This window comes from Aeromicrobium sp. CnD17-E, assembly GCF_024124745.1.
Lineage (GTDB): Bacteria > Actinomycetota > Actinomycetes > Propionibacteriales > Nocardioidaceae > Aeromicrobium.
The window spans coordinates 24,739-46,419 of the sequence record NZ_JAMXRU010000003.1; the positions used below are offsets into that span (position 1 = coordinate 24,739).

Annotated in this window: 17 protein-coding genes; 6 read left to right on the forward strand and 11 right to left on the reverse strand. The window is 72.9% G+C overall.

Translation table 11 applies throughout. The annotated features are described in order from the left end of the window. Window positions 1-44: 44 nt before the first annotated feature. Window positions 45-1,001 (forward strand): glycoside hydrolase family 6 protein, encoded by a 957-nt coding sequence (locus tag NH339_RS01480; RefSeq protein ID WP_253021764.1) that lies wholly within the window; start codon window positions 45-47, stop codon window positions 999-1,001. A gap of 8 nt (window positions 1,002-1,009) precedes the next feature. Here the strand turns inward: NH339_RS01480 and NH339_RS01485 are convergent, their stop codons facing one another. The 3 genes from NH339_RS01485 to NH339_RS01495 form a co-directional block, all read right to left on the reverse strand. Further along, window positions 1,010-2,788: a serine/threonine-protein kinase gene (locus NH339_RS01485; RefSeq protein WP_253021766.1), complete on the reverse strand. Its 1,779-nt coding sequence runs from the start codon at window positions 2,786-2,788 to the stop codon at window positions 1,010-1,012. Between the two features lie 11 nt (window positions 2,789-2,799). Continuing rightward, window positions 2,800-3,801 carry an FhaA domain-containing protein gene (locus NH339_RS01490; protein WP_253021768.1) on the reverse strand — a complete coding sequence of 334 codons (1,002 nt, stop codon included), beginning with the start codon at window positions 3,799-3,801 and terminating at the stop codon, window positions 2,800-2,802. Between the two features lie 113 nt (window positions 3,802-3,914). Further along, entirely contained in the window at window positions 3,915-4,340 is a 426-nt protein-coding gene (locus NH339_RS01495; protein WP_253021770.1) for an organic hydroperoxide resistance protein, read from the reverse strand. Between the two features lie 155 nt (window positions 4,341-4,495). On the opposite strand from NH339_RS01495, the gene NH339_RS01500 reads away from it, so the two are divergent. Then, a complete protein-coding gene (locus NH339_RS01500) occupies window positions 4,496-5,230 on the forward strand; it encodes a hypothetical protein (RefSeq protein WP_253021772.1) in 735 nt (244 codons plus the stop codon). A gap of 67 nt (window positions 5,231-5,297) precedes the next feature. Here the strand turns inward: NH339_RS01500 and NH339_RS01505 are convergent, their stop codons facing one another. From NH339_RS01505 to recC, 4 genes are all read right to left on the reverse strand, one after another. After that, entirely contained in the window at window positions 5,298-6,032 is a 735-nt protein-coding gene (locus tag NH339_RS01505; RefSeq protein WP_253021774.1) for a hypothetical protein, read from the reverse strand. A gap of 95 nt (window positions 6,033-6,127) precedes the next feature. Continuing rightward, entirely contained in the window at window positions 6,128-7,945 is a 1,818-nt protein-coding gene (recD, locus tag NH339_RS01510; protein ID WP_253021776.1) for an exodeoxyribonuclease V subunit alpha, read from the reverse strand. Continuing rightward, on the reverse strand, window positions 7,942-11,271 hold the full coding sequence (locus NH339_RS01515; RefSeq protein WP_253021778.1) for a UvrD-helicase domain-containing protein: 3,330 nt from the start codon (window positions 11,269-11,271) through the stop codon (window positions 7,942-7,944). Before NH339_RS01515 ends, recD begins: the two co-directional genes overlap by 4 nt. Continuing rightward, window positions 11,268-14,621: an exodeoxyribonuclease V subunit gamma gene (gene recC / locus NH339_RS01520; RefSeq protein ID WP_253021780.1), complete on the reverse strand. Its 3,354-nt coding sequence runs from the start codon at window positions 14,619-14,621 to the stop codon at window positions 11,268-11,270. Before recC ends, NH339_RS01515 begins: the two co-directional genes overlap by 4 nt. 185 nt (window positions 14,622-14,806) lie before the next feature. Between recC and NH339_RS18975 the strand changes: the two genes are divergently transcribed. Further along, window positions 14,807-15,367: a DUF6318 family protein gene (locus NH339_RS18975; RefSeq protein WP_374208158.1), complete on the forward strand. Its 561-nt coding sequence runs from the start codon at window positions 14,807-14,809 to the stop codon at window positions 15,365-15,367. A 352-nt stretch (window positions 15,368-15,719) separates the two neighbouring features. Next, the gene (locus NH339_RS01525; protein ID WP_253021782.1) at window positions 15,720-16,121 is read left to right on the forward strand and encodes a hypothetical protein; all 402 of its coding nucleotides are present in this window, start codon (window positions 15,720-15,722) and stop codon (window positions 16,119-16,121) included. A 60-nt stretch (window positions 16,122-16,181) separates the two neighbouring features. Here the strand turns inward: NH339_RS01525 and NH339_RS01530 are convergent, their stop codons facing one another. Continuing rightward, the gene (locus tag NH339_RS01530) at window positions 16,182-17,597 is read right to left on the reverse strand and encodes a S8 family serine peptidase (RefSeq protein WP_253021784.1); all 1,416 of its coding nucleotides are present in this window, start codon (window positions 17,595-17,597) and stop codon (window positions 16,182-16,184) included. 195 nt (window positions 17,598-17,792) lie between these two features. Here NH339_RS01530 and NH339_RS01535 point away from each other — a divergent pair, with 195 nt between their 5' ends. Beyond that, window positions 17,793-18,161, forward strand: a complete 369-nt coding sequence (locus NH339_RS01535) for a DUF2256 and DUF3253 domain-containing protein (protein ID WP_253021786.1) — start codon at window positions 17,793-17,795, stop codon at window positions 18,159-18,161. Window positions 18,162-18,210: 49 nt separating this feature from the next. Beyond that, entirely contained in the window at window positions 18,211-18,750 is a 540-nt protein-coding gene (locus tag NH339_RS01540; RefSeq protein ID WP_253021788.1) for a hypothetical protein, read from the forward strand. 5 nt (window positions 18,751-18,755) lie between these two features. On the opposite strand, the gene NH339_RS01545 is transcribed toward NH339_RS01540, so the two are convergent. Genes NH339_RS01545 through NH339_RS01555 form a run of 3 tightly spaced genes read right to left on the reverse strand, consistent with a single transcriptional unit; the run spans window position 18,756 to window position 21,667 of the window. Continuing rightward, the gene (locus tag NH339_RS01545) at window positions 18,756-19,520 is read right to left on the reverse strand and encodes an ABC transporter ATP-binding protein (protein WP_253021790.1); all 765 of its coding nucleotides are present in this window, start codon (window positions 19,518-19,520) and stop codon (window positions 18,756-18,758) included. Further along, entirely contained in the window at window positions 19,510-20,514 is a 1,005-nt protein-coding gene (locus tag NH339_RS01550; RefSeq protein ID WP_253021792.1) for an ABC transporter substrate-binding protein, read from the reverse strand. The genes NH339_RS01545 and NH339_RS01550 overlap by 11 nt, the downstream gene beginning before the upstream one ends. Window positions 20,515-20,542: 28 nt before the next feature. After that, window positions 20,543-21,667: an iron ABC transporter permease gene (locus NH339_RS01555; protein WP_253021794.1), complete on the reverse strand. Its 1,125-nt coding sequence runs from the start codon at window positions 21,665-21,667 to the stop codon at window positions 20,543-20,545. Window positions 21,668-21,681 lie beyond the last annotated feature (14 nt).

Consider the following 21,681-nt stretch of genomic DNA (forward strand, 5'->3'; position numbering starts at 1 on the left):
CAGAAGCCCGGCGCGGGAGCGCCGACGCGCCTAGGATCAGGGACGTGGCCGGGGCCTTTCGTCGTGTCGGGACGCCGGCGTCGATGCTGACGCTGGTGTGCCTCGTGCTGTCCGTGCTCGCTGCCGCCGCCCCGGCCACCGCAGCGAAGGACCCGCGTCTGACCCGCGCGGTCTACGTCGACCCCACGACGGCGTCGGCGCGCGCGGCGGTGAAGGACAAGCGCTACGCACCCATCGGGTCGCGCGCGCAGGCCTTCTGGCTGACCGAGGGGTACCCGGCCTCGAAGGTGGCGTCCGTCGCCGCCGAGTACGCCGACCGCGCCCGTCGCGCGAAGCGCACCCCGCTGCTCGCGGTCTACGCGATCACCGGACGCGACTGTGGCCAGCACTCCGCGGGTGGTCTCAGCCCGACGCAGTACAAGGCCTGGGTCGACCAGGTCGCCAAGGGTCTGCGAGGCCGCTACGCGATGGTCGTGCTGGAGCCTGACGCCCTGGCGCTGCTCGGCGCGTGCTCCGGCCAGGGCGATCGCACCGCACTGCTGCGGTATGCGACGCGCAGCCTGGCACGGGCGGGCGTCTGGGTCTACATCGACGCCGGGCACAGCCGGTGGATCACGCCGCAGGACATGGCCAAGCGCCTGGTGTCCGCGGGCGTCCGGGACGCGCGTGGCCTGGCCACCAACACCTCCAACTTCCGCCCGACCAGCGAGGAGCGCACCTACGGCGCCGCCGTCGTGGCCGAGCTCGCGAAGCTCGGCGTGAAGGGCAAGCGGTACGTCGTGGACACCTCGCGCAACGGCGCGGCCAAGCCGGTGACCCCCGGCGTCTGGTGCAACCCGCCGGCGGCGCGCCTCGGGCACACGCCGATGATCGTCGACCGCAACGGCCTCGACGCCTACCTGTGGGTCAAGCGGCCGGGCGAGTCCGACGGACAGTGCGAGGGCGGCCCGAACGCCGGCACCTGGTGGCCTACCGGCGCCCGGCGCCTGCTGGCGCGCTGACCTGTGCGTCAGAGGACGTAGGGCCCCGCGAGCAGGAAGAAGGCCGCTGCTCCCCCGGCTGCCACGAGGAGCAGGAACGAGAGCGCCAGGGCACCGAGCCGCGGACGCATGCCGAGGATGCCGCGGAGCCCGAGCACGAGCGCGACGAGAGGCGCCAGCACCCAGGCCGTCGTCCAGGCGTCCGCGAACGGGTCGCTCGGCGCGGGTGCCCCGGCGGCCGTGAGCCCGGCGAGCAGACCGAGGACGTACCACGGCACCAGCAGCGGCAGCGTGCCGACGAAAGCCGCCAGGAGCGCCATGCGCACGCCACGACCGACGCTCGGCGCGAGCGGCCCATCGGGCAGCGGGCTCCCGACCTCCGGACCCGCAAGGTGATGGAAGAAGCGACGGCGACGCACGAGCAGGAGCACGAGGGCCAGGCCGACCGAGAGCATCCACCACGCGTCGGCGGACATCTGGTCCATCGTCGCCGGTCGCACCCGGGGCGGCGCGAGCTCGAGGCTCGCCCACGCCAGCATCGGCACGACGGTGAGCACCACGGCACAGATCCCGAGGCCCAGCAGCAACGAGACGAGCCGTGTCCAGCGCGTGACGGCGGGGCCGGTCGCAGCGAGGGCAGGCTCGGGCGTGTGGTCCGGGGTCGCGGCACGGGCGTCGGGACGGTCGCCGAGGTCGGCGGGACGGCTCAACGGTCGGACGAGAGGGGCGCCCACGGGTGCCGGCGGCGCGAGCACGACCGGTGGCGTCGCCGCGGGTCGTGCTGGCCGCTCTGCCGTCGGTGCGACGACGGCAGCGGTCGACGGATCGCCGACGTCGTCCGCGGCCGACCTCAGGGCGCGCGCCATCGCCTCCACACCGCTGTACCGCTCGTCGGGGTCGACGGCCATCGCGGTCTGCACGACGGCCGCCAGGCGCGGACCCACCCACGGCGCCGAGGCTCGCGGGTCCGGACGCGGCTGGGTGCGGTGGGCCATCAGCTGGGCGGCCATCGTCCCCTCGAACGGGGCCCGACCGGTGAGGGTCTCGAAGAGCAGGCACCCGACGGAGTACACGTCGCTGCGCTCGTCGGCGCGCCCGTCGTACTGCTCGGGGGCCATGTAGTGCGGCGTGCCGGCCACCGTCGCGGTGGCGTCCGAGGCCGCCCGGGCGATGCCGAAGTCGACGATCTTGATGCCGCCGGTGTCGGTCACGAGCACGTTGGCCGGCTTGATGTCGAGGTGCAGGATGCCGGCGCGGTGGCACGCCGCGAGCCCGTCGAGCACACCGGCGACGACGAGGACCGAGCGTGGGCTGGGACCGCGCAGCGCGAGCAGGTCGCGCAGCGACGTGCCCTCGACGAGCTCCATCACGAGATGTGGGGTCACCTCGCCGTCACCGTCCGGCATCCGCACGAGGTCGTGCACCGTCACGACGTTGGGGTGCGAGACCCGGGCGAGGGTCTCGACCTCGCGCGTGATGCGCCGCATCGCCCGTGGGTCGTCGGCCAGGAAGTGCGAGAACCGCTTGATGGCGACCTGACGGCCCAGATGACGGTCGAGAGCGCGGAACACCACCCCGTGGTTGCCGGCACCGATCCGACCCTGCAGCTCGAAGCGTGACGCGTCGACCTGCGGCTCGACCGTGTCGCGGCCGTCGGACCCGCCGACCGGCACCGTGCCGGCCGCCGGCACCAGCGGGACGGGTGCGGTCGACGCGCCGTCGGGTCGTGGCGTCGTGGCAGCGCCGGGCGTCGACGTCGTGCGACGCCTCCTCCACCGTCGGGAGCGACGGTCACGCTGGTCAGCCATGGGCACCATTGTCACGGCCGACGCGAAACACCCGACACGGCCACCGTGCCGTGCGTGTCGGAGCCGACGGCGACCTTGACCCCCGCGAGCGCCAGGACGGCACCGTCGCGCACCGTCACCCAGGTGTCGCCGATGCGCTCGCCGTCGACCGACGTGCCGTTGGTGCTGCCGGCGTCACGCACCTGCCACGAGCCGGCGAGCAGCCGCAGCTCGGCGTGACGGTAGGAGATCTCCGGCTCCTCCAGCGGCAGCGGGCTCTCGGGCAGCCGTCCAAGGACGGTGACGCCGTCGCGCGGCACGCGGACGCTGTGGGCACCGCGGTGCAGGAACAGGTCGCGTGCGCCGGCGACGGTCGGGGCGGCGTCGGCCGGCACGAGGACGGGGAAGGCCATGGTCTCCTGCGCGGCCGGCACGTCGGTCCGCACGGGCAGCGGCGTCGGCGCAGCCGGCGCGGTCGACGCGGTGGGCGTGAGGTCGGCGACGACGTCCCAGTCGGGGACGACGGGCTGCCGCCCGGGTCGAGCGGACGACTCGAGCGGACGTCGCACGGAGGCGCCCGTGCGACTTCCGCGGGCCGGGGGCACCCAGCCGGGGCGCAGTGCCGGGTCGACCTCGACCTCCACGCGCACCTCCTCCGGCGTGCTCCAGCCCTCACGCTCGGCGTGGGTCAGGTAGAGCCTCGCCGCGTCCTCACCCAGCCGGTCGACGTCGCCGTCGGGGTCGAGGCGCTCGAGGTCCTCGGGCGAGACCCGCACGACGAGCTCGCTGAACGCGACGCGGTCCCCGCTCGGCATGACCACGTGCTGGCCGGTGAGCGCCTTGACGAAGCGGCGGCGGAGCACCGCGGCCGAGCCGGTCGGGTAGGCGACGAGGCGCGCCGCGGCCTCGGTGGCGGCTGCCTTCTTCGAGCCGGTGCCGAAGATGCTCTGGGCGACGCGGAGTCCCACGAGGACCACACCGACGAAGGCGACGAGGATCAACAGGTTCGTGGCGAGGGAGGTGAGCGTGGTCATGCTGCCATCGTCGGACGGCAGGCCAGGAACAGGCGAGCCGCGGTGGAACATGTTCCACCGCGGCTCCTCCCAGGGCACGACACGCCCCGGCCAGGACGTGACGTGCGGGTCTCTCAGTCGTCGACGACGACGATCTGCACGTCGATGTTGCCGCGCGTGGCGTTCGAGTACGGGCACACCTCGTGCGCCTTGTCGGCCAGCGCCTGCGCCTCGTCGTGCGGCAGGGTCGGGACGGTGACCTCGAGCGTGACGGCGAGGTCGAAGCCGCCCTGGCCGTTGGAGCCGATGTCGACCTTCGCGCCGACGCTCGAGTCGCTCACGTCGGCCTTGGCCTGACGGGCGACGAGCTGGAAGGCGCCGTGGAAGCAGGCGGCGTAGCCCGACGCGAAGAGCTGCTCGGGGTTCGTGCCCTCGCCGTTGCCGCCCATGCTGGTCGGCAGGGCCGTGTGCAGGTCGAGGCGGCCGTCGCTCGTGACGACGTGCCCGCCGTCGCGGCCGCCACCCGTCGCGAGTGCCTCGGCGGTGTAGATCGCGTCCATGGTTCCTCCTGGAAGTCGGGAATCGGGGCGGCTCGTGCCGCGCCCAACGGCACTATCATTGCACACGATTACATCGCGTGCAATGCAATGGCCGCACAGGGCCGACCGTTCGGTGCTGGCATGATCGTCGTCGTCGAGACAGGAGGGAAGGAAGCGTGCTGCGCATCGCCTGGTCGGTCGGGCCCGAGTCGTCGGGTCGCACCATCGTGGACCCCGGCGGAAAGCTGGTGCTCGCCCGACGGATGACGCTGCCCGAGCAGAGGTCCGTGGCCGTCGAGGAGATCGCCGGCTCGACGTACGTGTTCGTCCGTCTCCCCTACCTCAGCGACCCCGCGGTGGTCGTGCAGGCCGGGGCCGGGCATCCCGTGCTCCACCGCGGGCAGCGGGCGAACGGCGTGGTCGTGGAGGTGGTGACGCCGGAGGGCGACGCCTCGACACCCGTCCCGGGGCAGCGGATGTCGCTCACGGCACCGGGCACGCGCGTGAGCCTGCGCTTCCCGGACCTCAGCATCGACCTGGTGGTCGACTTCGACCCGCCGACACTGGCGCCGGCGGGAACCGGCACCGTCCAGCTCGACGTCGACGCGCTGCAGCACGACGACGCCTGGCTCGTGGCGGCGATCGCGGTCGCCCTGTCGCCGGAGCACGGCGTCGTCGGGCACGCCCAGCTCAAGGAGGCGTTCGCGCGCTGGCGCGAGGAGCCCGAGCGCAGCGACGGCGCGTTCGACCGCAACGTCCTGCGACCGGCTCTCGAGTCACGTGGCGTGGAGCTGCCGGGCCCTCGACTCAACAAGATCCTCTACCTCGTGGAGCGCTGTCGCCGCACCCACGAGTTCCCGCCCCGGGTGCTCGACCAGGTGCGCGCGCGGCTCGGTCGCCCGCCGGCCTGACTCGGCGACGCCACGTGCGAAGGCCCCGCGCGGACCTCGGTCCGTGCGGGGCCTTCTTCGCTGACGATCAGCGCTGGTCGTCAGGACCCGAGGTGTGGACGATCTCGTCCTCCACCTCGGGGATGTGCGCGTCGGGGTCCTCGAGCGCGGCGGGCGTGCCGGTCTCGTCGGCCGCGCCCTGGGCCTTCTGCGCCACGCGCTCGACGGCCTCGGCCGACTCGTCGCGCACGTGCTTGGCTCCCTGCTGCGCCGACCCGACGGCGTCGGCGATCGCGTCCTCGTCGCTGGAGCGCGGCGCGGCCTCGGCCACCTTCTCGCGCACCTCTCCGGCTCTGTCGGCCGCCTCGTCCTCGACGTCCTTCGCGGCGTCCTTGGCCGTGTCGACGGCCTCGGACAGCCCGCCCTCGTCAGCGGCGTCCTTCACGTCCTCGGCCTTGGAGACGGCCTCGTCCTTGAGGTCCTTGGCGGTGTCCTTGACGCTCTCGACCGTGTCGGACAGGTCTCCGTCCGTGGCGTCCTCGACGGTCTCCTTGACTGCGGCGGCCGCGCCGGTGGCCTGGGCGCGGACAGTGCCGACGGTCTCCTTCAACGAGTCGACGACCTCGTGCCGCTTGTCCTCGTCGCGGACGGCCTGGACGGCGTCCTCCGCGAGCTCCTCGGCCTTGTGCACCGCGTCCTGCACGCGCGGATCGGACTGGAAGCGCTCCGCCGCGTCACGCAGCTGCTCGTACCGCTCGCGGCCGGCTCGGGCGCCGAGCACGTAGCCGATGCCGAACGCCAGCGCGTAGACGATCTTCTTCATGGGGTTCCTCCCGACTCGTGGTCCGTGACGACCAGCCTGTCAGGGCTCGCACCGGCCTGCATCCCAGGAAGGGGGTGTGGCGTGTCGAGGCAGCTTCACACAGCGACGATCGCGGCAAGGCGTCGGGCGACACCGCTGGCGCGAGCGGTGCGGCGTTCGACGGCGCGTCGGAGGACCTCGGGGGTGGCGACGATCGTCAGGCTGGTGCGTGCGCGGGTGATCGCGGTGTACAGCAGCTCGCGAGTGAGGACGAGCGAGTCCTCCTCGGGCAGCAGGAGGGTGACGTGGTCGAACTCGCTGCCCTGGCTGCGGTGGACGGTGCTGGCGTAGGCACTCTGCACCGACGAGAGCCGCGTCGAGGAGACCGTCGTCGTGGAGTCCAGGTGCACGACGAGCCGGTGGCCGTCGTCGAGGGTGACGCCGACGTCGCCGTTGTTGACCCGGAGCGAGGCGTCGTTGCGGGTGACGAGGACGGGGCGGCCGACGAACCAGGGACGGGCCGGGTCCGGGAAGGTGCGCACCTCCCGCTCCAGACGCTCGTTCCAGTGGCTCACGCCGTACGCGCCGTCTCGGTGCGCGCACAGCAGCCGGTGCTCGCCCAACGCCGCCAGCGCCGTGGGCACGTCGCCCTCGGCAGCGGCGCGAGCCACGGCACGGGCCTGCTGCGCTGGGCGTCCGGACACGACGTCCTCGACCTCGTCGGGGTGACGCAGTGACACCCCGTCGACCCCCTCGGCCAAGAGGTCGAGCACGCGGTCCGCGTCGCCCTCGACGACCGCCGAGGCGAGCGCCCCGATCCCACCGTCGAAACGGTGCGACTGCTGCAGGTGCGTGACGACGGGGCTGGCGTCGCCGCCGAGACCTTCCACCACGTCGCGCAGCACCGCGCCGGCCTCGACGGAGGCGAGCTGCTCGGCGTCACCGACGAGCACCAGGCGACACCCGGACGGCACGGCCTGCACCAGCCGCTCCATGAGGAGCAGCGAGACCATCGACGTCTCGTCGACGACCACCACGTCGTACGGCAGCTTCTGCCCGGCGTGGTGACGGAAGGCCGTCCGGTGGTCGGGCCGCGAGCTGAGCAGCCGGTGCACCGTGCCGGCGGGCAGCGTGCGCAGCCAGTCGCGCTCCGCCGGCGTGAACACCGGGTCGGTCGACGCGGCGGCGACGGCCTCCCGCATCCGGGCCGCGGCCTTGCCGGTCGGGGCAGCCAGCCCCACGGCCAGAGGCCGGTCGTGCCCGGTCGCGGCGTGCTGGCTCGCGAGCGCTGCGAGGAGTCGCGCGATGGTGGTGGTCTTGCCCGACCCCGGGCCGCCGGTGAGCACCGTGGTCCACGAGTGCGCAGCACGGGCCGCGGCCGCACGCTGCTCGGCGAACCCGGGGTCGCCGAACAGACGTCGGAGGTCGGCGTCGAGGGCGGCCCTGTCGACGGGCGGGGGTCGCAGGGCCAGCCGCTCCCCCAGGCGTCGGCACAGCGACACCTCGAGCGCGTGGTAGCGCACCAGGTGCAGCAACGGACGCTCGACGACGAGGACCCGGTCGCGGCCGGACGCCAGCGGACTGGCCTCGACGCGGCGCCACCAGTCATCGAGGTCGTCGACGAACGACGGCCACTCGACGTCGGGCGCCTCCAGACGTAGGTCGTCGAGCACGCTGCCGAGGTCGACGCACGACGACCCGAGCCGGACCCCGCGAACGGCCACGGCCAGGGCCAGCAGCACCGCCTCGTCGTCCTCGTCCGCCAGTCGGGCGACGGTGCGGGTGACGTGCACGTCGGCGGCTGCCAGGACACCGGTGTGGTTGAGCACGGCCAGGATCGGGTCGCTCTCGACATCGAGGCCCTGGACGACCTGACGGTCGAACGGGTCGCCCGGCGACACGTCGACCGCGGGGGACGTCGTCGTCTCGCTCATCGCGGACCTCCGTCGGTCGGGCTGCCGTCGAGCAGCGCGCTGAGGTCGAGCACCAGCGCCGACGGGGGCTGCCACGCGAACACACCGAACGGGCAGCCGTCGGCACCGCGTGGTCCGTCGGGGCCGGTCATGCCCCGCACGAACAGGTAGAGCACCCCGGCCAGGTGCACGTCGGGGTCGTACCCACGCAGCCGCCACCGCAGGAACCGGTGCTGCGCCACGGCGTACAGCAGGGCCTGCAGCGGGTAGGTCGTGTGCAGCATGGCGTCGGCCAGGCGCTCGGGTGCGTACGCCTCCAGGCCGCCGCCGGCCTCGACGAGCGCACCGCTCTCGAGGCGGTTGGTCTTGTGGTCGACGACGAGCGTCCGGTCGCCGTCGAGCCTCAGGAGCAGGTCGATCGAGCCGGTGAGGTAGCCCCGCAGGGTGCGCCCGCGCAGGCTGGCGTCGCGCAGCTCCGCTGCGAAGGGTCGCAGCGCGTCGCCCGACGGCAGGTGCGCCTCCATGAGGTCGGCGACGTCGGCGAGCGTCCCCGTGCGACCGGCGGCCCGGACCGTGTCGCCGCCAGCCAGCGGCAGCTCGAAGTCCATCTCGCGGAACGGGCGCCGGCCGAGCGCCTCGGCCAGCGTGAGGTGGTCGGCGAGCGGCCCGAGCGGCGTGCTGAGGGCCCCGACGAGCGCCGGTGCGAGCACGTCGACGTCGACGGCGAGCGGACGCGACGCCAGCTCCTCCTCCACTCGTCGGCGGACCTCCCCGTCGAGGTCGTCGGCGTCGATGTCGACGTGCTCGAGCACACCGTGCACGAGCGTGCCGAGCGCCGCCCCGCCGGCGAGCTCGGCCCACGGCGACGGACCGAGGACCGGGCCGGCGTCGACATCGGCGACCACCTCGACCTCGTCGTCCGCGGCGGTCGGCTCCGGTTCGCTCGAGACGCTGGGTCCTTCGTCGCGCCGCACGAGCGAGGTGTACGAGGTGCGGGTCCAGACGGTGTCGACGTCGCGACGCAGGTGACGGACCTCGAGTCGTTCCGCCTCCCCGGGCGCGGGGGTCAGCTCGTCGTCGCCCGTGACCATCTGCTCGACGACGGGACCGCCACGCTCCTGCCAGGCACGCAGACGCGCCACGGCGTCGTGGTCCGACGGCACGGCCTGCACGTCCGGCACCTCGGGCTGCGACAGGTCGGGCCGGAACAACAGGCGGTGCAGGGCACCGTGCCGCGCGTTGAAGGTGGGCGACCAGTGCACGACCAGCCGCGACTGGGCGCGGGTGAGCGCGACGTACAGCAGCCGCAACGACTCCCCCGCGCGCTCGACGTCGGAGCGACGGGCGTGCGCGGACCACGAAGGTCCTGCCCCGCCGACGTCGAGACAGCGCCGGCCGTCGTCGTCGTGGAGTCGGACGATGCTGGGCTCCGGGACCCATCGGTCGAACAGGAACGGGACGTAGACGACGGGGTACTGCAGACCCTTGCTGACGAACGTGGTGACGATCTGCACGGCGTCGGCGTCGGTGTCGAGACGGTGGGTGCGGTCGGCTGCCGGAGAGGTCTCGCTGCGCCGGTCGAGCAGCCAGCGTCGCAGCCCGGACAGGCCGAGTCCGTGCTCGCGGGCGGCGATCGCGAGCACCTGGCCGACGTGCTCGAGGTCCGTGAGTCGACGACGACCGCCCTGGTGGCGCAGCAGCCGCTCGACCACGGAGGCGTCGGCGGTGAGGGCCTCGACCATCCCGGCGGTACCGCGCTCGCGCTGCAGGTCGGTGAGGTCGCGCAGCCGTGAGGAGACGCGGTCGGTGAGGGCGTCGCCGTCGTCGGCGGCCAGGTCGGCGGCCGTGCAGCCGAGGAACGGTCCGAGCGCAGCAGCGCGGGTGTAGCCGCTGCGGTGCGGCGACTCCATGGCGGTCAGCAGCGTGACCCAGTCCTGGCCCGCCTGGCTCTGCAGCACGTCCGAGCCACCGGTGCGCACGGCGGGCACCCCGCGGCGCTCCAGCTCGGCGTGCAGCAGCTCGGCGTCACCGTGCCGCTCGACGAGCACCGCGATGTCGCCGGCCGTCAGCGGCACCGGTCCGGCGCCGTGGTCGTACGTGGCACCGCTGCCCAGGAGCGCGACGACGTCGGCTGCGACGTCGCGGGCGACCCGCGGCCTGACGTCGCCGATGCGCAGGGCGTCGCCGTCGGACCCGGCGTCGCTGCGCAGGTGGGCCCGGAGCCGGAACGGGGCGTCGCCGCGCGGGTCGTGCAGCCGTGACCCGTCGAGCGCGGCGCTCGCCGGACGGACGACGATCGCAGGGTCGCCGAGCGCGGCACCCCGCAGCACGGCGTCGACGGCGCTCACCAGGGGTGCGTCGCTGCGATGGTTGACGGTGAGGGTGCGTCGCGTGTCGGCCTGCGCGGCGGCGCGCAGGTAGGTGTCGACGTCGCCGCCGCGGAAGCCGTAGATGGCCTGCTTCGGGTCGCCGACCAGCACCATGGTCGCGTGGCCGACGAAGGCGCGCTCCAGGATCCGCCACTGCACGGGGTCGGTGTCCTGGAACTCGTCGACGAGCACGACTCGCCAGCGGTCGCGCATGACCGTGCGGGCGGGCGAGTCGTCTGGCTCGAGCGCCTCGGCGAGACGCTGCAGCAGGTCGTCGTAGGAGAGGGTGCGGGCCGCCAAGCGGCGTCGCGCCGACTCGTCGCGGACGGCCGACGCGAATCGTCGACGCAGGTCGGGCGCCGATCCAGGCTCCGCGTCGGTGGGCAGCAGGTGCGCCGACGGGTCCTCGACCGCTCGCCGACCGAGCACGGCCGCCTCCTCGTGGCCGAACGGAGGGGTCTGACCTCGACCGACCGCTCGCAGGTAGAGGTCGGAGACCACCTGGTCGACGATGTCGGTGTCGTCCTCCACCAGGACCGACCCGGGCTCGACGTCGCCGGTGGTGCCGAGGCTGCGCAGCACCGCTTGGCAGAAGCCGTGGGTCGTGGTGATGGTGGCCTCGTCGAACCGCGCGACGGCGGCACGCAGGCGCTGACGGCGAGCCGTGCGCTCGGTGTCGTCGACGTCGAGCAGGAGCCGCTGCAGGGGGTCGCGCTCGTCGCCGTGGCCGGCAGCGAGGACGGCGTCAGCCTGTACCAGCCGCTCGCGCACACGATCCTTCAGCTCGGCGCTGGCTGCCCGCCCGAAGGTGACGACGAGCAGCTCGTCGAGCGTGGCGACGCCCTCGGCCACGAGTCGGGTGACGAGTGCCGCGATCGCCCACGTCTTGCCGGTGCCGGCGCTGGCCTCGAGGAGCGTGGTGCCGGTGGGCAGCGGGTCGGCGATGTCGAACTCGGCGACCGGTCCGTCGGCGCTCATGCGTCGACCTCCATGCGGTCGAGGAGCGGGAACCAGAGCGTGGCCGCGTGCTGCTCGAAGCCGCGCTCGACCAGGTCGGCGATCGGCGCGTCGGGGCCGAGGACGAGGCGGTGGTACGGGTCGGCGACCTCGCCGGGCACGTCGCGGCTGCCGATCCACTCGCGCTCGGCCTTCGCGAGGGCGATCTCGGGGCGGGTCCGCCGCGCGAGGTCGGCGTAGGCCTGCGAGGTCTTCACCGGCAACGGCAGGAACGTGGTGCGGCCGAACGCATGGAGGTCGAGCAGGTCGGCGAGGACGGACCGTGCCTCGTCCTGCGACGGTGCGGCGAGGGTGACGACGCCGGGCGCCTTCCGGTAGCCGCTCGGCACGCGGCCGACAAGGTGCGCAGGCCGCCCTTGGCCCGCCGCCGCGAGGGCGAGCACGTCGACCCAGGCCTCGAGGAGCTGACGTCCCTGGACGGTCGACGCGGTGACGCGCAGGGCATGCTGCGGGTGGACGCCGGCGACGGTGCCGATCACGCGGCGGCCGTCGTCGAGCTCGACGTCGACGTCGACGCTGCGAGCCGTGTCGGTGCGCAGGGGTGCGGCGAGGGCGAAGAGGGTGCTGACCTCCGGGCGCACCCGCGCGAGCTCGGCGTCGCCGAGCGGACCAGGAGGCAGGAGGCCGCGCCGGCGTTCGTCGGCCTCGGCGTCGTGACCGGGAACGCCGGCCAGCACGGCGGCGAGCACGCGGTCCTTGACCTTCCACCGTTCGAGATGGTCGAGCCCGAGCGGGACGCTGTCGTCGATGGGCTCGTCCTCGTAGGGCAGACGCACGTCGAGTCGGCTCGTGACGAAGGAGCGCACGGGGTGGCGGACCAGGTCGCGCAGGGCGTCGAGGGTGGTGATCGGGTCGACGTCGCTGGGGAGCGCGGCTGGGAGGAACGGCGGCTCGGGGACCTGCGGTCGGACGGTGGCACGGGCACCGGCGTAGGCGGCGGCGTCGAAGCTGAAGGCGGAGCCGGGTACCAGGGCACCGGGGATGAACGAGCGGGCGTCGAACGCCTGCAGCGGGTGCTGCACCAGCACGTGGCTGCGCACGTCGGCCGTCGGGACGGTGCGGGCGAGCTGGTCGAGCAGCTCCCCGACCGGGGTGGCCGGCGGGAGCGGTCGTCCGGTGTGCTCGCTGGCGCCGGTGTAGGTGATGACGAGGTGCTCGGTGGCGGACAGGACGGCGTCGAGGAACAGCTGGCGGTCCTCGCCTGCCGCGTCCCGCTCGCCGACGAGCGGCGTGCGTGCGAGGACGTCGTCGCCGAGCGGGGTGGGCGTGCGGGGGAAGGCGCCGGAGTCGAGACCGAGGAGGCAGACGACCCGGTGCGGCACGGAGCGCATCGGCACCATCGTGCAGACGGTGAGGGAGCCGGTGCGGAAGCTGGTGCGGGTCGGGCGCGGGGCGAACGCGTCGGTGAGGAACGCCGCGACCTCGACGACCGTGAGGGTGCCGCGGGCGGCGGGCGCGGTGTCGGCGCGGGTGAGGTCGGCGAGGACGCGGAGGACCTGCTCGCGCTGCCAGGCGTCGCGGGTGGGCACGTCGGTGAGCGTGTGGACGGCGGTGGTCAGCAGCTGGACCCAGTCGTCGACGGGTTGCGGGCGGGACGCGTCGAGCACCGCGGCGAGTCGTTCGACGGCCTCGGTGAATCGGCCGACGAGGTCGACGCCGGTGCTGCCGAGGTCGTCGAGCGGGAGGACCCCGCCGAGCCGGTTGCCGGGGTGGGTGTCGTCCCGGGCGTCGGGGTCGTCGTGACCGTCGGTGACGACGCCGAGCGCGAGGCGCTGGAGCCCGGTGCGCCAGGTGTTCTGGGCGAGCCCGCCGAGCTGCCACGCTGCGCGGGCGTCGGCGTCGACGCCCCAGCGGATGGCGGTCTGCACGGTCCACTCGTCGACCTGCTCGAGGTCGTCGTCGGTGAGTGCGAAGCGTCGTCGGACGGGCGCGAGGCTGAGGAGGTCGCGCACCTCGGTGGCGGTGGTGCGGCGTGCTGCTGCGATGGCGACGACCTTCTGCAGGACGTCGGCGACAGGGTTGGTGGCGCCGGTGGCGCGGTCGGCGAGGCGGACGCGGAGCCGGTGGCCGGGATGGTCGACGTCGGGCACGTCGTCGAGCCCGAACGCGGCCTCGACGAGGGGTGCGAACGTCTCGACGTCGGGACACATGACGAGCACGTCGCGCGGCTCGAGGGTGGGGTCGTCGGCGAGGAGGCCGACGACGATCTCGCGCAGCACGTCGACCTGTCGGGCGGGACCGTGGCAGGCGTGCACCTGCACGGACCGGTCGAGCGGGTCGAGGCTGCGCGTCTCGTCGGCGGGCCCGTCGCGGTCGGCTGCGAGGTCGGCCTGGAGCTGACCGAGCAGGGTCGCGGGGCGCTCCGGTCCGGGCAGGTGGACGGTGGTCGCGTTGCCGGGCAGCGCGAGGAGGCTGCGCTCGAGCTCGCCGACGTCGCGGGCGCACGCAGCGAGGAGCGTGTTGCCGGTGTCGGGAGCATCGACGGTGTCGCGACGGGTCGGCTGTCGTGGGGCGTCGGTGATGGTGGCGGCGACGTCGTCCCATCGGCTGCGGGAGGGGTGCGGCAGCCAGAGGTGGACGTCGCGGGTGTGGGCGAGCGCCCCGACGACGTCGAGCTCGGCGTGCGGCATGCGGGTGTGCCCGAAGAAGGAGAGCCGCTGGGGCAGGTCGGGGTCGAGGGTGCGCCCACGGAGGGCCACGGCGGTGTCGGCGAGGCGAAGGTCGGGCGACGGATGGCCGTCGAGGACGGTGTGGACGCGGCGCCAGATCTCGGCCTGCCAGCGGACCTCGTGGACGAGGGGCGAGCCGACTCCGTCGACGTCGTCGCCGGCCGTCCAGGCCTGCACCATCCAGGGGCGTTGGACGGCGTAGCCGTGCAGGAGTGCAGCGATGCGCTTGGCGGTCGGGTAGCGCCGGCTGCGCCGCAGGGCCTCCTCCCCCGGTTCGAGGCCGTGCCCGACGTGCCGGGCGACGATGGCGAGCCAGGGTTCGTCGAGGTGTTGCTCGATGACGTCGAGGACGACCCAGGCGAGACGCTTCGGCGCCCAGGGGTCGTCGCGTTCCTTCTCGGTGAGCTCGGTGAGCAGGTGGAGGGGTCGCACGAAGGACACGCCGGCGCAGATGCCGTCGTCGTGTCCGGGGGCGGTGCCGAGCCGGTGGCTGAGCGTCTGCGCGAGCCACCGCTCCACCCCAGCCGCCGCGACGACGACGAGGTCGCGCTCGAACGGGTCGTCGGGCGGCTCGGCCAGCAGCTCGGCCAGCCCGCCCGCGAGCACGTCGGCCCGCTCCGCCCGATGGATCGTCAACGCCACACGACGAACCTAGTGGCTCGCGCCGACACCCGTCCCCGCCCCGTCCACTGTCCCTCTCCTCCGGATGCGTCGACGTCGCAGTCGAGAGCAACGTCACCCGCTCGTCCGTCCGAACTCTGTGGATCGAGACTTTCGTCGGCCGGCGCCTGTTCGCTACGTTCTGGCGCATCAGATCGGGGGGTCATATGAGAACGAACGTCATCGCCACGGCCGTTGCCACACTCCTCATCATCGCCGCGTGTGGCGGCAAGTCCGAAGTGATTGAGCCGGATCCGACGTCAACCGAACCTTCCGCGGCGTCTCCGTCCGAGCCCTCGCCTACCCCACCTGAACTACCGGCGACCGCGGAAGATCCCTCCGCAACGGGCGCAGCGACGTTTGTGCGGTACTGGCTCGAGGTGTCCGACTTCGCGTCTTGGACCGGGAACACTCAGCTGCTCGAAAAGATCTCCACGGAGGACTGTGCGGGCTGTCGCAAGTACATCGACTACTACGGGCAGATTTACCGAGCTGGCGGACGACTTCTCGGCGGTCGACAGGAGATGACCAGTGCGAAGGTCGCCACCCGCTCAGGTGACTCGTCCGTCGTTCTGGTGCGCGCCGAAGTCAAGGTGGCCGAAGGAAAGGTCCAAACCAGCAGAGCCGCGAAGATTACCGCTACGCCCGCAGAGATGAATCGTCTCGTGTTCCGAGTGCTACGCACACAGCGCGGATGGATCTTGGAGGAGGTCGGCCTTGATCGCTAGAACACTCGCAGCCGGGATTGGATCACTAGTTGTTTTGGCGAACTTCGCTCTGGTTCACGCAGGCGTAGACGTGGGTGGCAAAGGCGCAAGCGTTCGGCTTGAAGGCGAGGAGCTGACTCGCGACGCATACCGAGGTTTTGAATCAAGCGCGCGAGAGGCATCCTCCGCTCCCGCCCGCCGAGGCAAACCCGTCAAGCTGACTCCTGAGGGCTACGTGCAGAGCCCATGGCTCATCGAGAACTGCACCATCACACCGGACTCGGTTGACTGCCCCACGGAGCCGACCCCCGCTCGACCAGCGCGCCGCCAGGCGACGCCCAGCGAGATCCGCCGGGCAGTGAGCGAGATCCCGATGCCCGCTCTCCGGGTCACCGTCCAGCCCGGCGGGCGGACGCTCGTGAACGTGCCGACGATCCTGCACACCGACCCGCGGCCGGTGAGCGAGAGGATCACGTTGCTCGGACACGACATCGACGTCGAGGCCACCCCCACCGGCTACATCTGGCACCACGGAGACGGGACGAGTCGCACCACCACGCGACCCGGTCGGCCCTACCCGGCGAAGGACGTCACGCACACCTACCAGCGCACCGCCGACCAGGTCAGCATCCGCGTCGACACCACCTACACCGTCCGGTACCGCGTCGACGGAGGAGCGTGGACACCCCTCGGTCAACCGCTGACGGCCACCGGCGCAGCGACTCCGCTCGAAGTCGCCGAGGCGGCCCCGGTCCTCGTCTCACCACGACGCTGACCGAGACGCGACGAGGTCCCGGGACCCGCCAGGGGTGTCCCGGGACCTCGTCGGTCCGGCTCAGCGCAGGGCCGACACCGCAGCCACCACGTCGACCAGACCGTGACCCTTGTCGAAGGACGAGCCGTCGACGTAGGCACTGCCGTCGGTGTACTTGTACGCCGTCGACGTCAACGCCGCCTCCACCTCGGCCGGCGTCGCCGTCGGGTCAGCCTGGAACAGCTGCGCGACGATGCCCGCCACGTGCGGTGCAGCCATCGACGTGCCGCTGATCGTGTTGAACGTGCCCACGTCCAGCGGACCGGGCCCGTCCTTCGGGTCCAGACCCGTCGCGCAGATCACCAGGTACGGCCGGCACGAGGACGTGATGTCCTCCCCCGGTGCCGACACGTCCGGCCACGTGGACCGGTCCGTCGCCGCACCTCGGCTGGAGAACGACGAGACGCGGCCGTCGCGGGTACCGGTGTCGAGGTCGTAGTACGACGCGACCGAGATGATGCCGCCCGTCGGATCCTGGCCGGGCGGGTTCGTCAGGCTCTCGCTGCCGTCTCCGCCGTCGTTGCCGGCCGCCCACACCGTCACGACACCCTCCGCAGCCAGGGCGCGCTGCAGCTTCACGGTCGCCGACTCCGGGTCGAACGATCCGCCACCCGACGGCCCGTACGAGTTGTTCGTGACCTTGATCGGCGGGCACTCGGCCGCCGACACACCGTCGCCGCACGGCTTCGCGTGGTTCTCCAGGACCCAGTTCAGCGACGCGTCCGCACCGAGGATGAGGATCCCCGCGCCCGTCGACAGCGACACCAGGCTCGCGCCCGGCGCCGCGCCCTGCAGCTTCTCCCCGCTCGTCAACGTCGTGGGCCGACCGACCGCGATGCCCGCGACGTGCGTCCCGTGGCCGCCGAGCGACGTCGTGTCCGTGTCGAGCGCGGTGGGCACCCGCAGGACCTGACAGCCGGTCTCGTCGAGCGGCGAGCACACCGACTTCAGGTTCGCGACCGTCGCACCCTTCAGGTACGGGTGCGTCGGATCGACGCCGGAGTCGATGACGGCGACGCTGACGCCGCGACCCGTGAGGGCCGTGCCGTCCGCCCCGGTGAGCGTCGCGGCAGCCTCGGCACCGCGCGTGGCGATGTTCGACGTCTCCTGGTGGTACTCGATGGGCTGGTCGCCCTCGAGGTAGGTGACACCCTCGGCAGATCGGGCAGCCTCGATCTCGCTGCGTGTCCCGCTGGCGATCACGACGCCGATCTTGTCGAAGCTGCCGGCCCGTTCCAGACCGGACTCGCGCACCGCCCGCTCGGCGTCGGCCAGGGTCCGACCGTGGACGAGCACGGTCGTGGCGGCGCCGCCCTTCAGGGTCGACAGCTGGTCGGCCAGGAAGGGCTGCAGGCGCGCCTGGTCGTCGGCGCCGGCCTGGGCCGGGACGGTGAGAGCAGCCAACGCCAAGGCGGCCGCTCCGATGGATGTGGACATGATGCGTCGACGCATGTCTATCGTTCCCCCGAACGTGCGCTCCGTCGGAACCGGAGCGCGATTGACCGTCCCAACGACGCCACCCTGCGGAGGTCACGCCCTCGCGGGGATCGTTCCCATGCGGTTGCGCGACGCAATCAGGCGTCCGACGCTCGCCGCCGTGCGCTGCCACGCCGACCGTCGGACACTGGACCGGTGCCCCCCGAGCCCAAGACCTGCGCCTCCTGCGGACGTCGTATCGAGTGGCGCAAGAAGTGGGAGCGCGACTGGGACCAGGTGCGCTACTGCTCGCAGGCCTGCCGCAAGCGCGGCGTGACGCGCACCGACCAGGAGCTGGAGGCGGCCATCGTGGACCTCCTCGACGGCCGGGCCGGCGGCGCCACGATCTGTCCCTCGGAGGCGGCCAGGCGCGTCGACCCCGACGGCTGGCGCGAGCTGATGGAGCCCGCGAGACGGGCAGCACGACGGCTCGTGGCCGACGGAACCGTGGAGATCACCCAGGGCGGTCGGGTCGTCGACCCGTCGACGGCGAAGGGACCCATCCGCGTCCGGCGCGCGCTCTGACCAGTCCACCGAGACGACCCCGTGGACCGGTCGTCTAACGTTGTGAGACGTGGCCAAGCTCCTCCCCCAGTTCGCCCGGTGGACCCCCGCAGCACTCGACATCCTCCGCGAGACCGCGAGCCGCTACGGCGCCGTGATCACCGTCAGCGAACTGGCCGACCAGGTCCTCGTCCGCACGCGCGTGGAGAGCCCGACGTCGCGCCGCACCTGGCTGGGCGACTTCATGGAGATCACCGCCCTGGCCGCGGCACGCGCCGGCGATCCGCCACTCACGTCGCTCGCGGTCCAGCGCGACGGCACGGTCGGCGACGTCTACGCGCGGGCTGTCCTGGCGACGACCGGAGACGTCGTGCGCGACGTCGAGACGCGCGCGGCCGAGGACCGCCTGCTCTGCTACCGCGCTCTCGCGACGGACCTGCCCGCCGACGGTGGCACGCCGCGGCCCGCCAAGGTGCGCCGCGCGAGCTCGAGCACGACGTCGACCCGCCCCAGCAGGGCGCGGGCCGCCGTCGAGACGAAGCCGGTGAAGGTCTGCCCGACCTGCTTCACGGCGCTCCCTGCCACGGGTCTCTGCGACTACTGCGACTGACCTCCTCAGCGACCCAGCACCAGGTGCGACCGCTCCCCGAGGTCGATCACCCGCGTGCGCACCCGGTACACGTCGGCGACGGACTGGGCCTCGAGCACGTCCCGCGTCGGTCCGTCGGCGACGACCGACCCTCCGTCCAGCATGACGACCCGGTCGCAGTAGGCAGCAGCGAGATTCAGGTCGTGGAGGACGACGACCGTCGTCGCGCCGCGGGAGACGAGGGTCTCCATCACGTGGTGCTGGTAGCGGACGTCGAGGTGGTTGGTGGGCTCGTCGAGCAGGATCACCGACGTCTGCTGGGCGAGCGCGCGGGCGATGAGGACCCGCTGGCGCTCGCCCCCCGACATCCGGTCGAGCGTGCGACGTGCCAGGTGGGCGAGGTCGAGATCGGCGAGGAGGTCGTCGACGACCGCACGGTCGTCACCGTCGAATCCCTCCCAGTCGCGGTGCCGGCTCGAGCGGCCGAGGAGCAGCACCTCGCGGGCGGTGAACGGCATCTCGCTGTGCTCGTCCTGACCGACGTACGCCAGGACCCGCGCCCGGGTCCGTGCGTCGACCGACGTGAGCGGTCGACCGTCGAGCAGCACCTCGCCCGACGTCGGTGCGGCGATGCCTCCGAGCGCCCGCAACAGGCTGGTCTTCCCGCTGCCGTTGGGTCCGACGAGACCGACCACCTCACCGTCGTGCACGCGCAGGTCGACACCGGCCAGGGCCGTCACGTCTGCGTGACGGACCCCGACCGACGTCGCGCGCAGACGCTCAGCGGCCATCGGCGAGCGCGTCGACGACGGCCCGCAGGCCCTTCACCGACTGCTGCGACGCCTCGGAGGAGGTACCGGGGACGAGGATGAGGCGCCCCTCCTTCACGGCCGTGAGGTCATTCGCGCCGGGCTCGGCGAGCAGCTGCTTGCGTGCGTCGGCCTCGGACTCCCCGTACAGGCCGTAGCTCAGCACGAGCCACGTCGGGTCGTCCTCGAGCAGCGACTCCATCGAGACCTTCACGTACGACTCCTGCTGCGTGCCGAACACGTTCTCGAGGTCGGCCGCGTCCAGCACCGCGTTGGCCATCGACGTCGCGCCGTACGCCGAGAGCGACTCGCTGGAGGAGAAGTAGTAGAGCCATGCAGCCGAGGCGCCGTCGCCGGTCGACTCCGCCGAGAGCTTCTTCACCGTCGCGTCGAGCGCGTCGGCGTTCTCGTCCGCGACGTCGGAGGTGCCGAACACCCGGCCGAGGCGACGCACGTCGTCACTGACCGTGCTGAAGTCGATGCCGGCGGCCTTGCCGGTGCTGGCGTCGTGGCCGCACTCCCCTGCGACGGTCAGCATCGGGATCCCGGCCTGCTCCAGGGCCTCCGGCTTGGCACTGAACAGCCCGTAGCCGTAGACGACGTCCGGCGCCGCACCGATGATGCTCTCGGCGGTGGGGTCGGACGGATCGACCACCTCGGCGTCCGACGGCGGCGTGTCGAGGTCGTCCGGGAGCGGGGCACCGAACTCGCCCGCCCTCGCCGTGATCTGCCCGCTGGCACCTGCGGCGTCGAGCAGGGAGATCGCGGCCGTGCCGATGGTCATGACGCTCTCGGGCTTCTGCTCGAAGGTCTTCTCCCCCGCGCAGTCGTCGACGGTCACCGGATAACCGGTGTCGGTCGCCGCGTCGGCGGCCGAGGTGTCGGTGGAGGTGCCGCAGGCGCTGAGCAGCAGAGCGGCACCGAGACCGAGCGTGGCGGCCGTGCGTCGTCGACGGAAGGACAGGGTGGTGGTCATCGTTCTCCTTGGGGGTGTGCTCGCGGGGTCACGAGCCGGTTTCGGTCCGTGCCAGCTGGCGCCGGACCAGCACCATCAGCAGGGGGGTGCCGATGAGTGCGGTGAGGATGCCCAGCGGGATCTCCCGAGGGGCGAGGGCGGTGCGGGCGAGGGCGTCGGCCCACACCAGCACCGACGCGCCGAGCAGTGCGCTGGTGGCGACCACGAGACGGTGGGTGGCACCCACGAGCCGACGCGCGAGGTGAGGCACGACGAGCCCGACGAAGCCGATGCTGCCGCTCACCGCGACGGCTGATGCCACTCCGAGCGAGGCCATGACGGCCACCTGGGTGCGGAGGCGGACCGGGTCGGTCCCGAGGCTGCGGGCCACGTCGTCGCCGAGTGAGACGGCGTCGAGTCGGCGCGACCAGAGCAGCAGCACGGCGACGGTGACGAGGCTCGTCGGCACCAGCACGGGCACGGTGGACCAGGACGACTGACCGAGGGAGCCGAGCATCCAGAAGGTCACGGCCCGGACGGCGTCACGGCTGTCGGCGAAGACCACGACGAGGTTCGTGACGGCGCCCAGGAAGTAGGAGACCGTGACACCGGCGAGGACGAGCCTCGTGCTCGCCATGCGTCCGCCGGTACGGACGAGGGTCAGGACCAGCACGAGCGCGAGCAGTGCTCCGACGAAGGCTCCGGCGGCGAGCGTCACGGCCCCGACCAACGACCCGAGGCCGAGGGTGATGACGAGGGCCGCGCCCAGCGACGCGCCGGAGGAGACCCCGAGGAGGTAGGGGTCGGCCAGGACGTTGCGGACGACCGCCTGCAGGGCCGCGCCGCAGGCGGCCAGGACAGCCCCGACCATGGCCCCGGTGACGATGCGGGGCACGCGGAGCTGCCAGACGACCGTGTCGGCGGCCCTCGTGACGTCGCTCGGCAGCGCGGCGCCCGTCAGGCGCGACCAGAGCACGTGTGCGACGTCGGACGTGGGCACGGGGAAGGCCCCGAGGCCGAGCGAGACGACGCAGGAGGTCAGGAGCAGGACCGTCAGCCCCAGCACGGTGACCGTGGACCGTCCCGCCCAGGGCTCTCGTCCTGGCACGACGACGGGCGGCGCAGTGCGGGGCAGGGCGTCGTTGACGGCCGGACGCCCAGGGGTTAGGGTCACGACCCGAATGATAA

Coding starts and splice junctions, on each gene's coding strand:
- NH339_RS01485 (WP_253021766.1), bottom strand. CDS start 2,788: ATGGCTGACCAGCGTGACCGTCGCTCCCGACGGTGGAGGAGGCGTCGC.
- NH339_RS01490 (WP_253021768.1), bottom strand. CDS start 3,801: ATGACCACGCTCACCTCCCTCGCCACGAACCTGTTGATCCTCGTCGCC.
- NH339_RS01495 (WP_253021770.1), bottom strand. CDS start 4,340: ATGGACGCGATCTACACCGCCGAGGCACTCGCGACGGGTGGCGGCCGC.
- NH339_RS01505 (WP_253021774.1), bottom strand. CDS start 6,032: ATGAAGAAGATCGTCTACGCGCTGGCGTTCGGCATCGGCTACGTGCTC.
- recD (WP_253021776.1), bottom strand. CDS start 7,945: ATGAGCGAGACGACGACGTCCCCCGCGGTCGACGTGTCGCCGGGCGAC.
- NH339_RS01515 (WP_253021778.1), bottom strand. CDS start 11,271: ATGAGCGCCGACGGACCGGTCGCCGAGTTCGACATCGCCGACCCGCTG.
- NH339_RS18975 (WP_374208158.1), top strand. CDS start 14,807: ATGAGAACGAACGTCATCGCCACGGCCGTTGCCACACTCCTCATCATC.
- NH339_RS01525 (WP_253021782.1), top strand. CDS start 15,720: ATGCCCGCTCTCCGGGTCACCGTCCAGCCCGGCGGGCGGACGCTCGTG.
- NH339_RS01530 (WP_253021784.1), bottom strand. CDS start 17,597: ATGTCCACATCCATCGGAGCGGCCGCCTTGGCGTTGGCTGCTCTCACC.
- NH339_RS01545 (WP_253021790.1), bottom strand. CDS start 19,520: ATGGCCGCTGAGCGTCTGCGCGCGACGTCGGTCGGGGTCCGTCACGCA.
- NH339_RS01550 (WP_253021792.1), bottom strand. CDS start 20,514: ATGACCACCACCCTGTCCTTCCGTCGACGACGCACGGCCGCCACGCTC.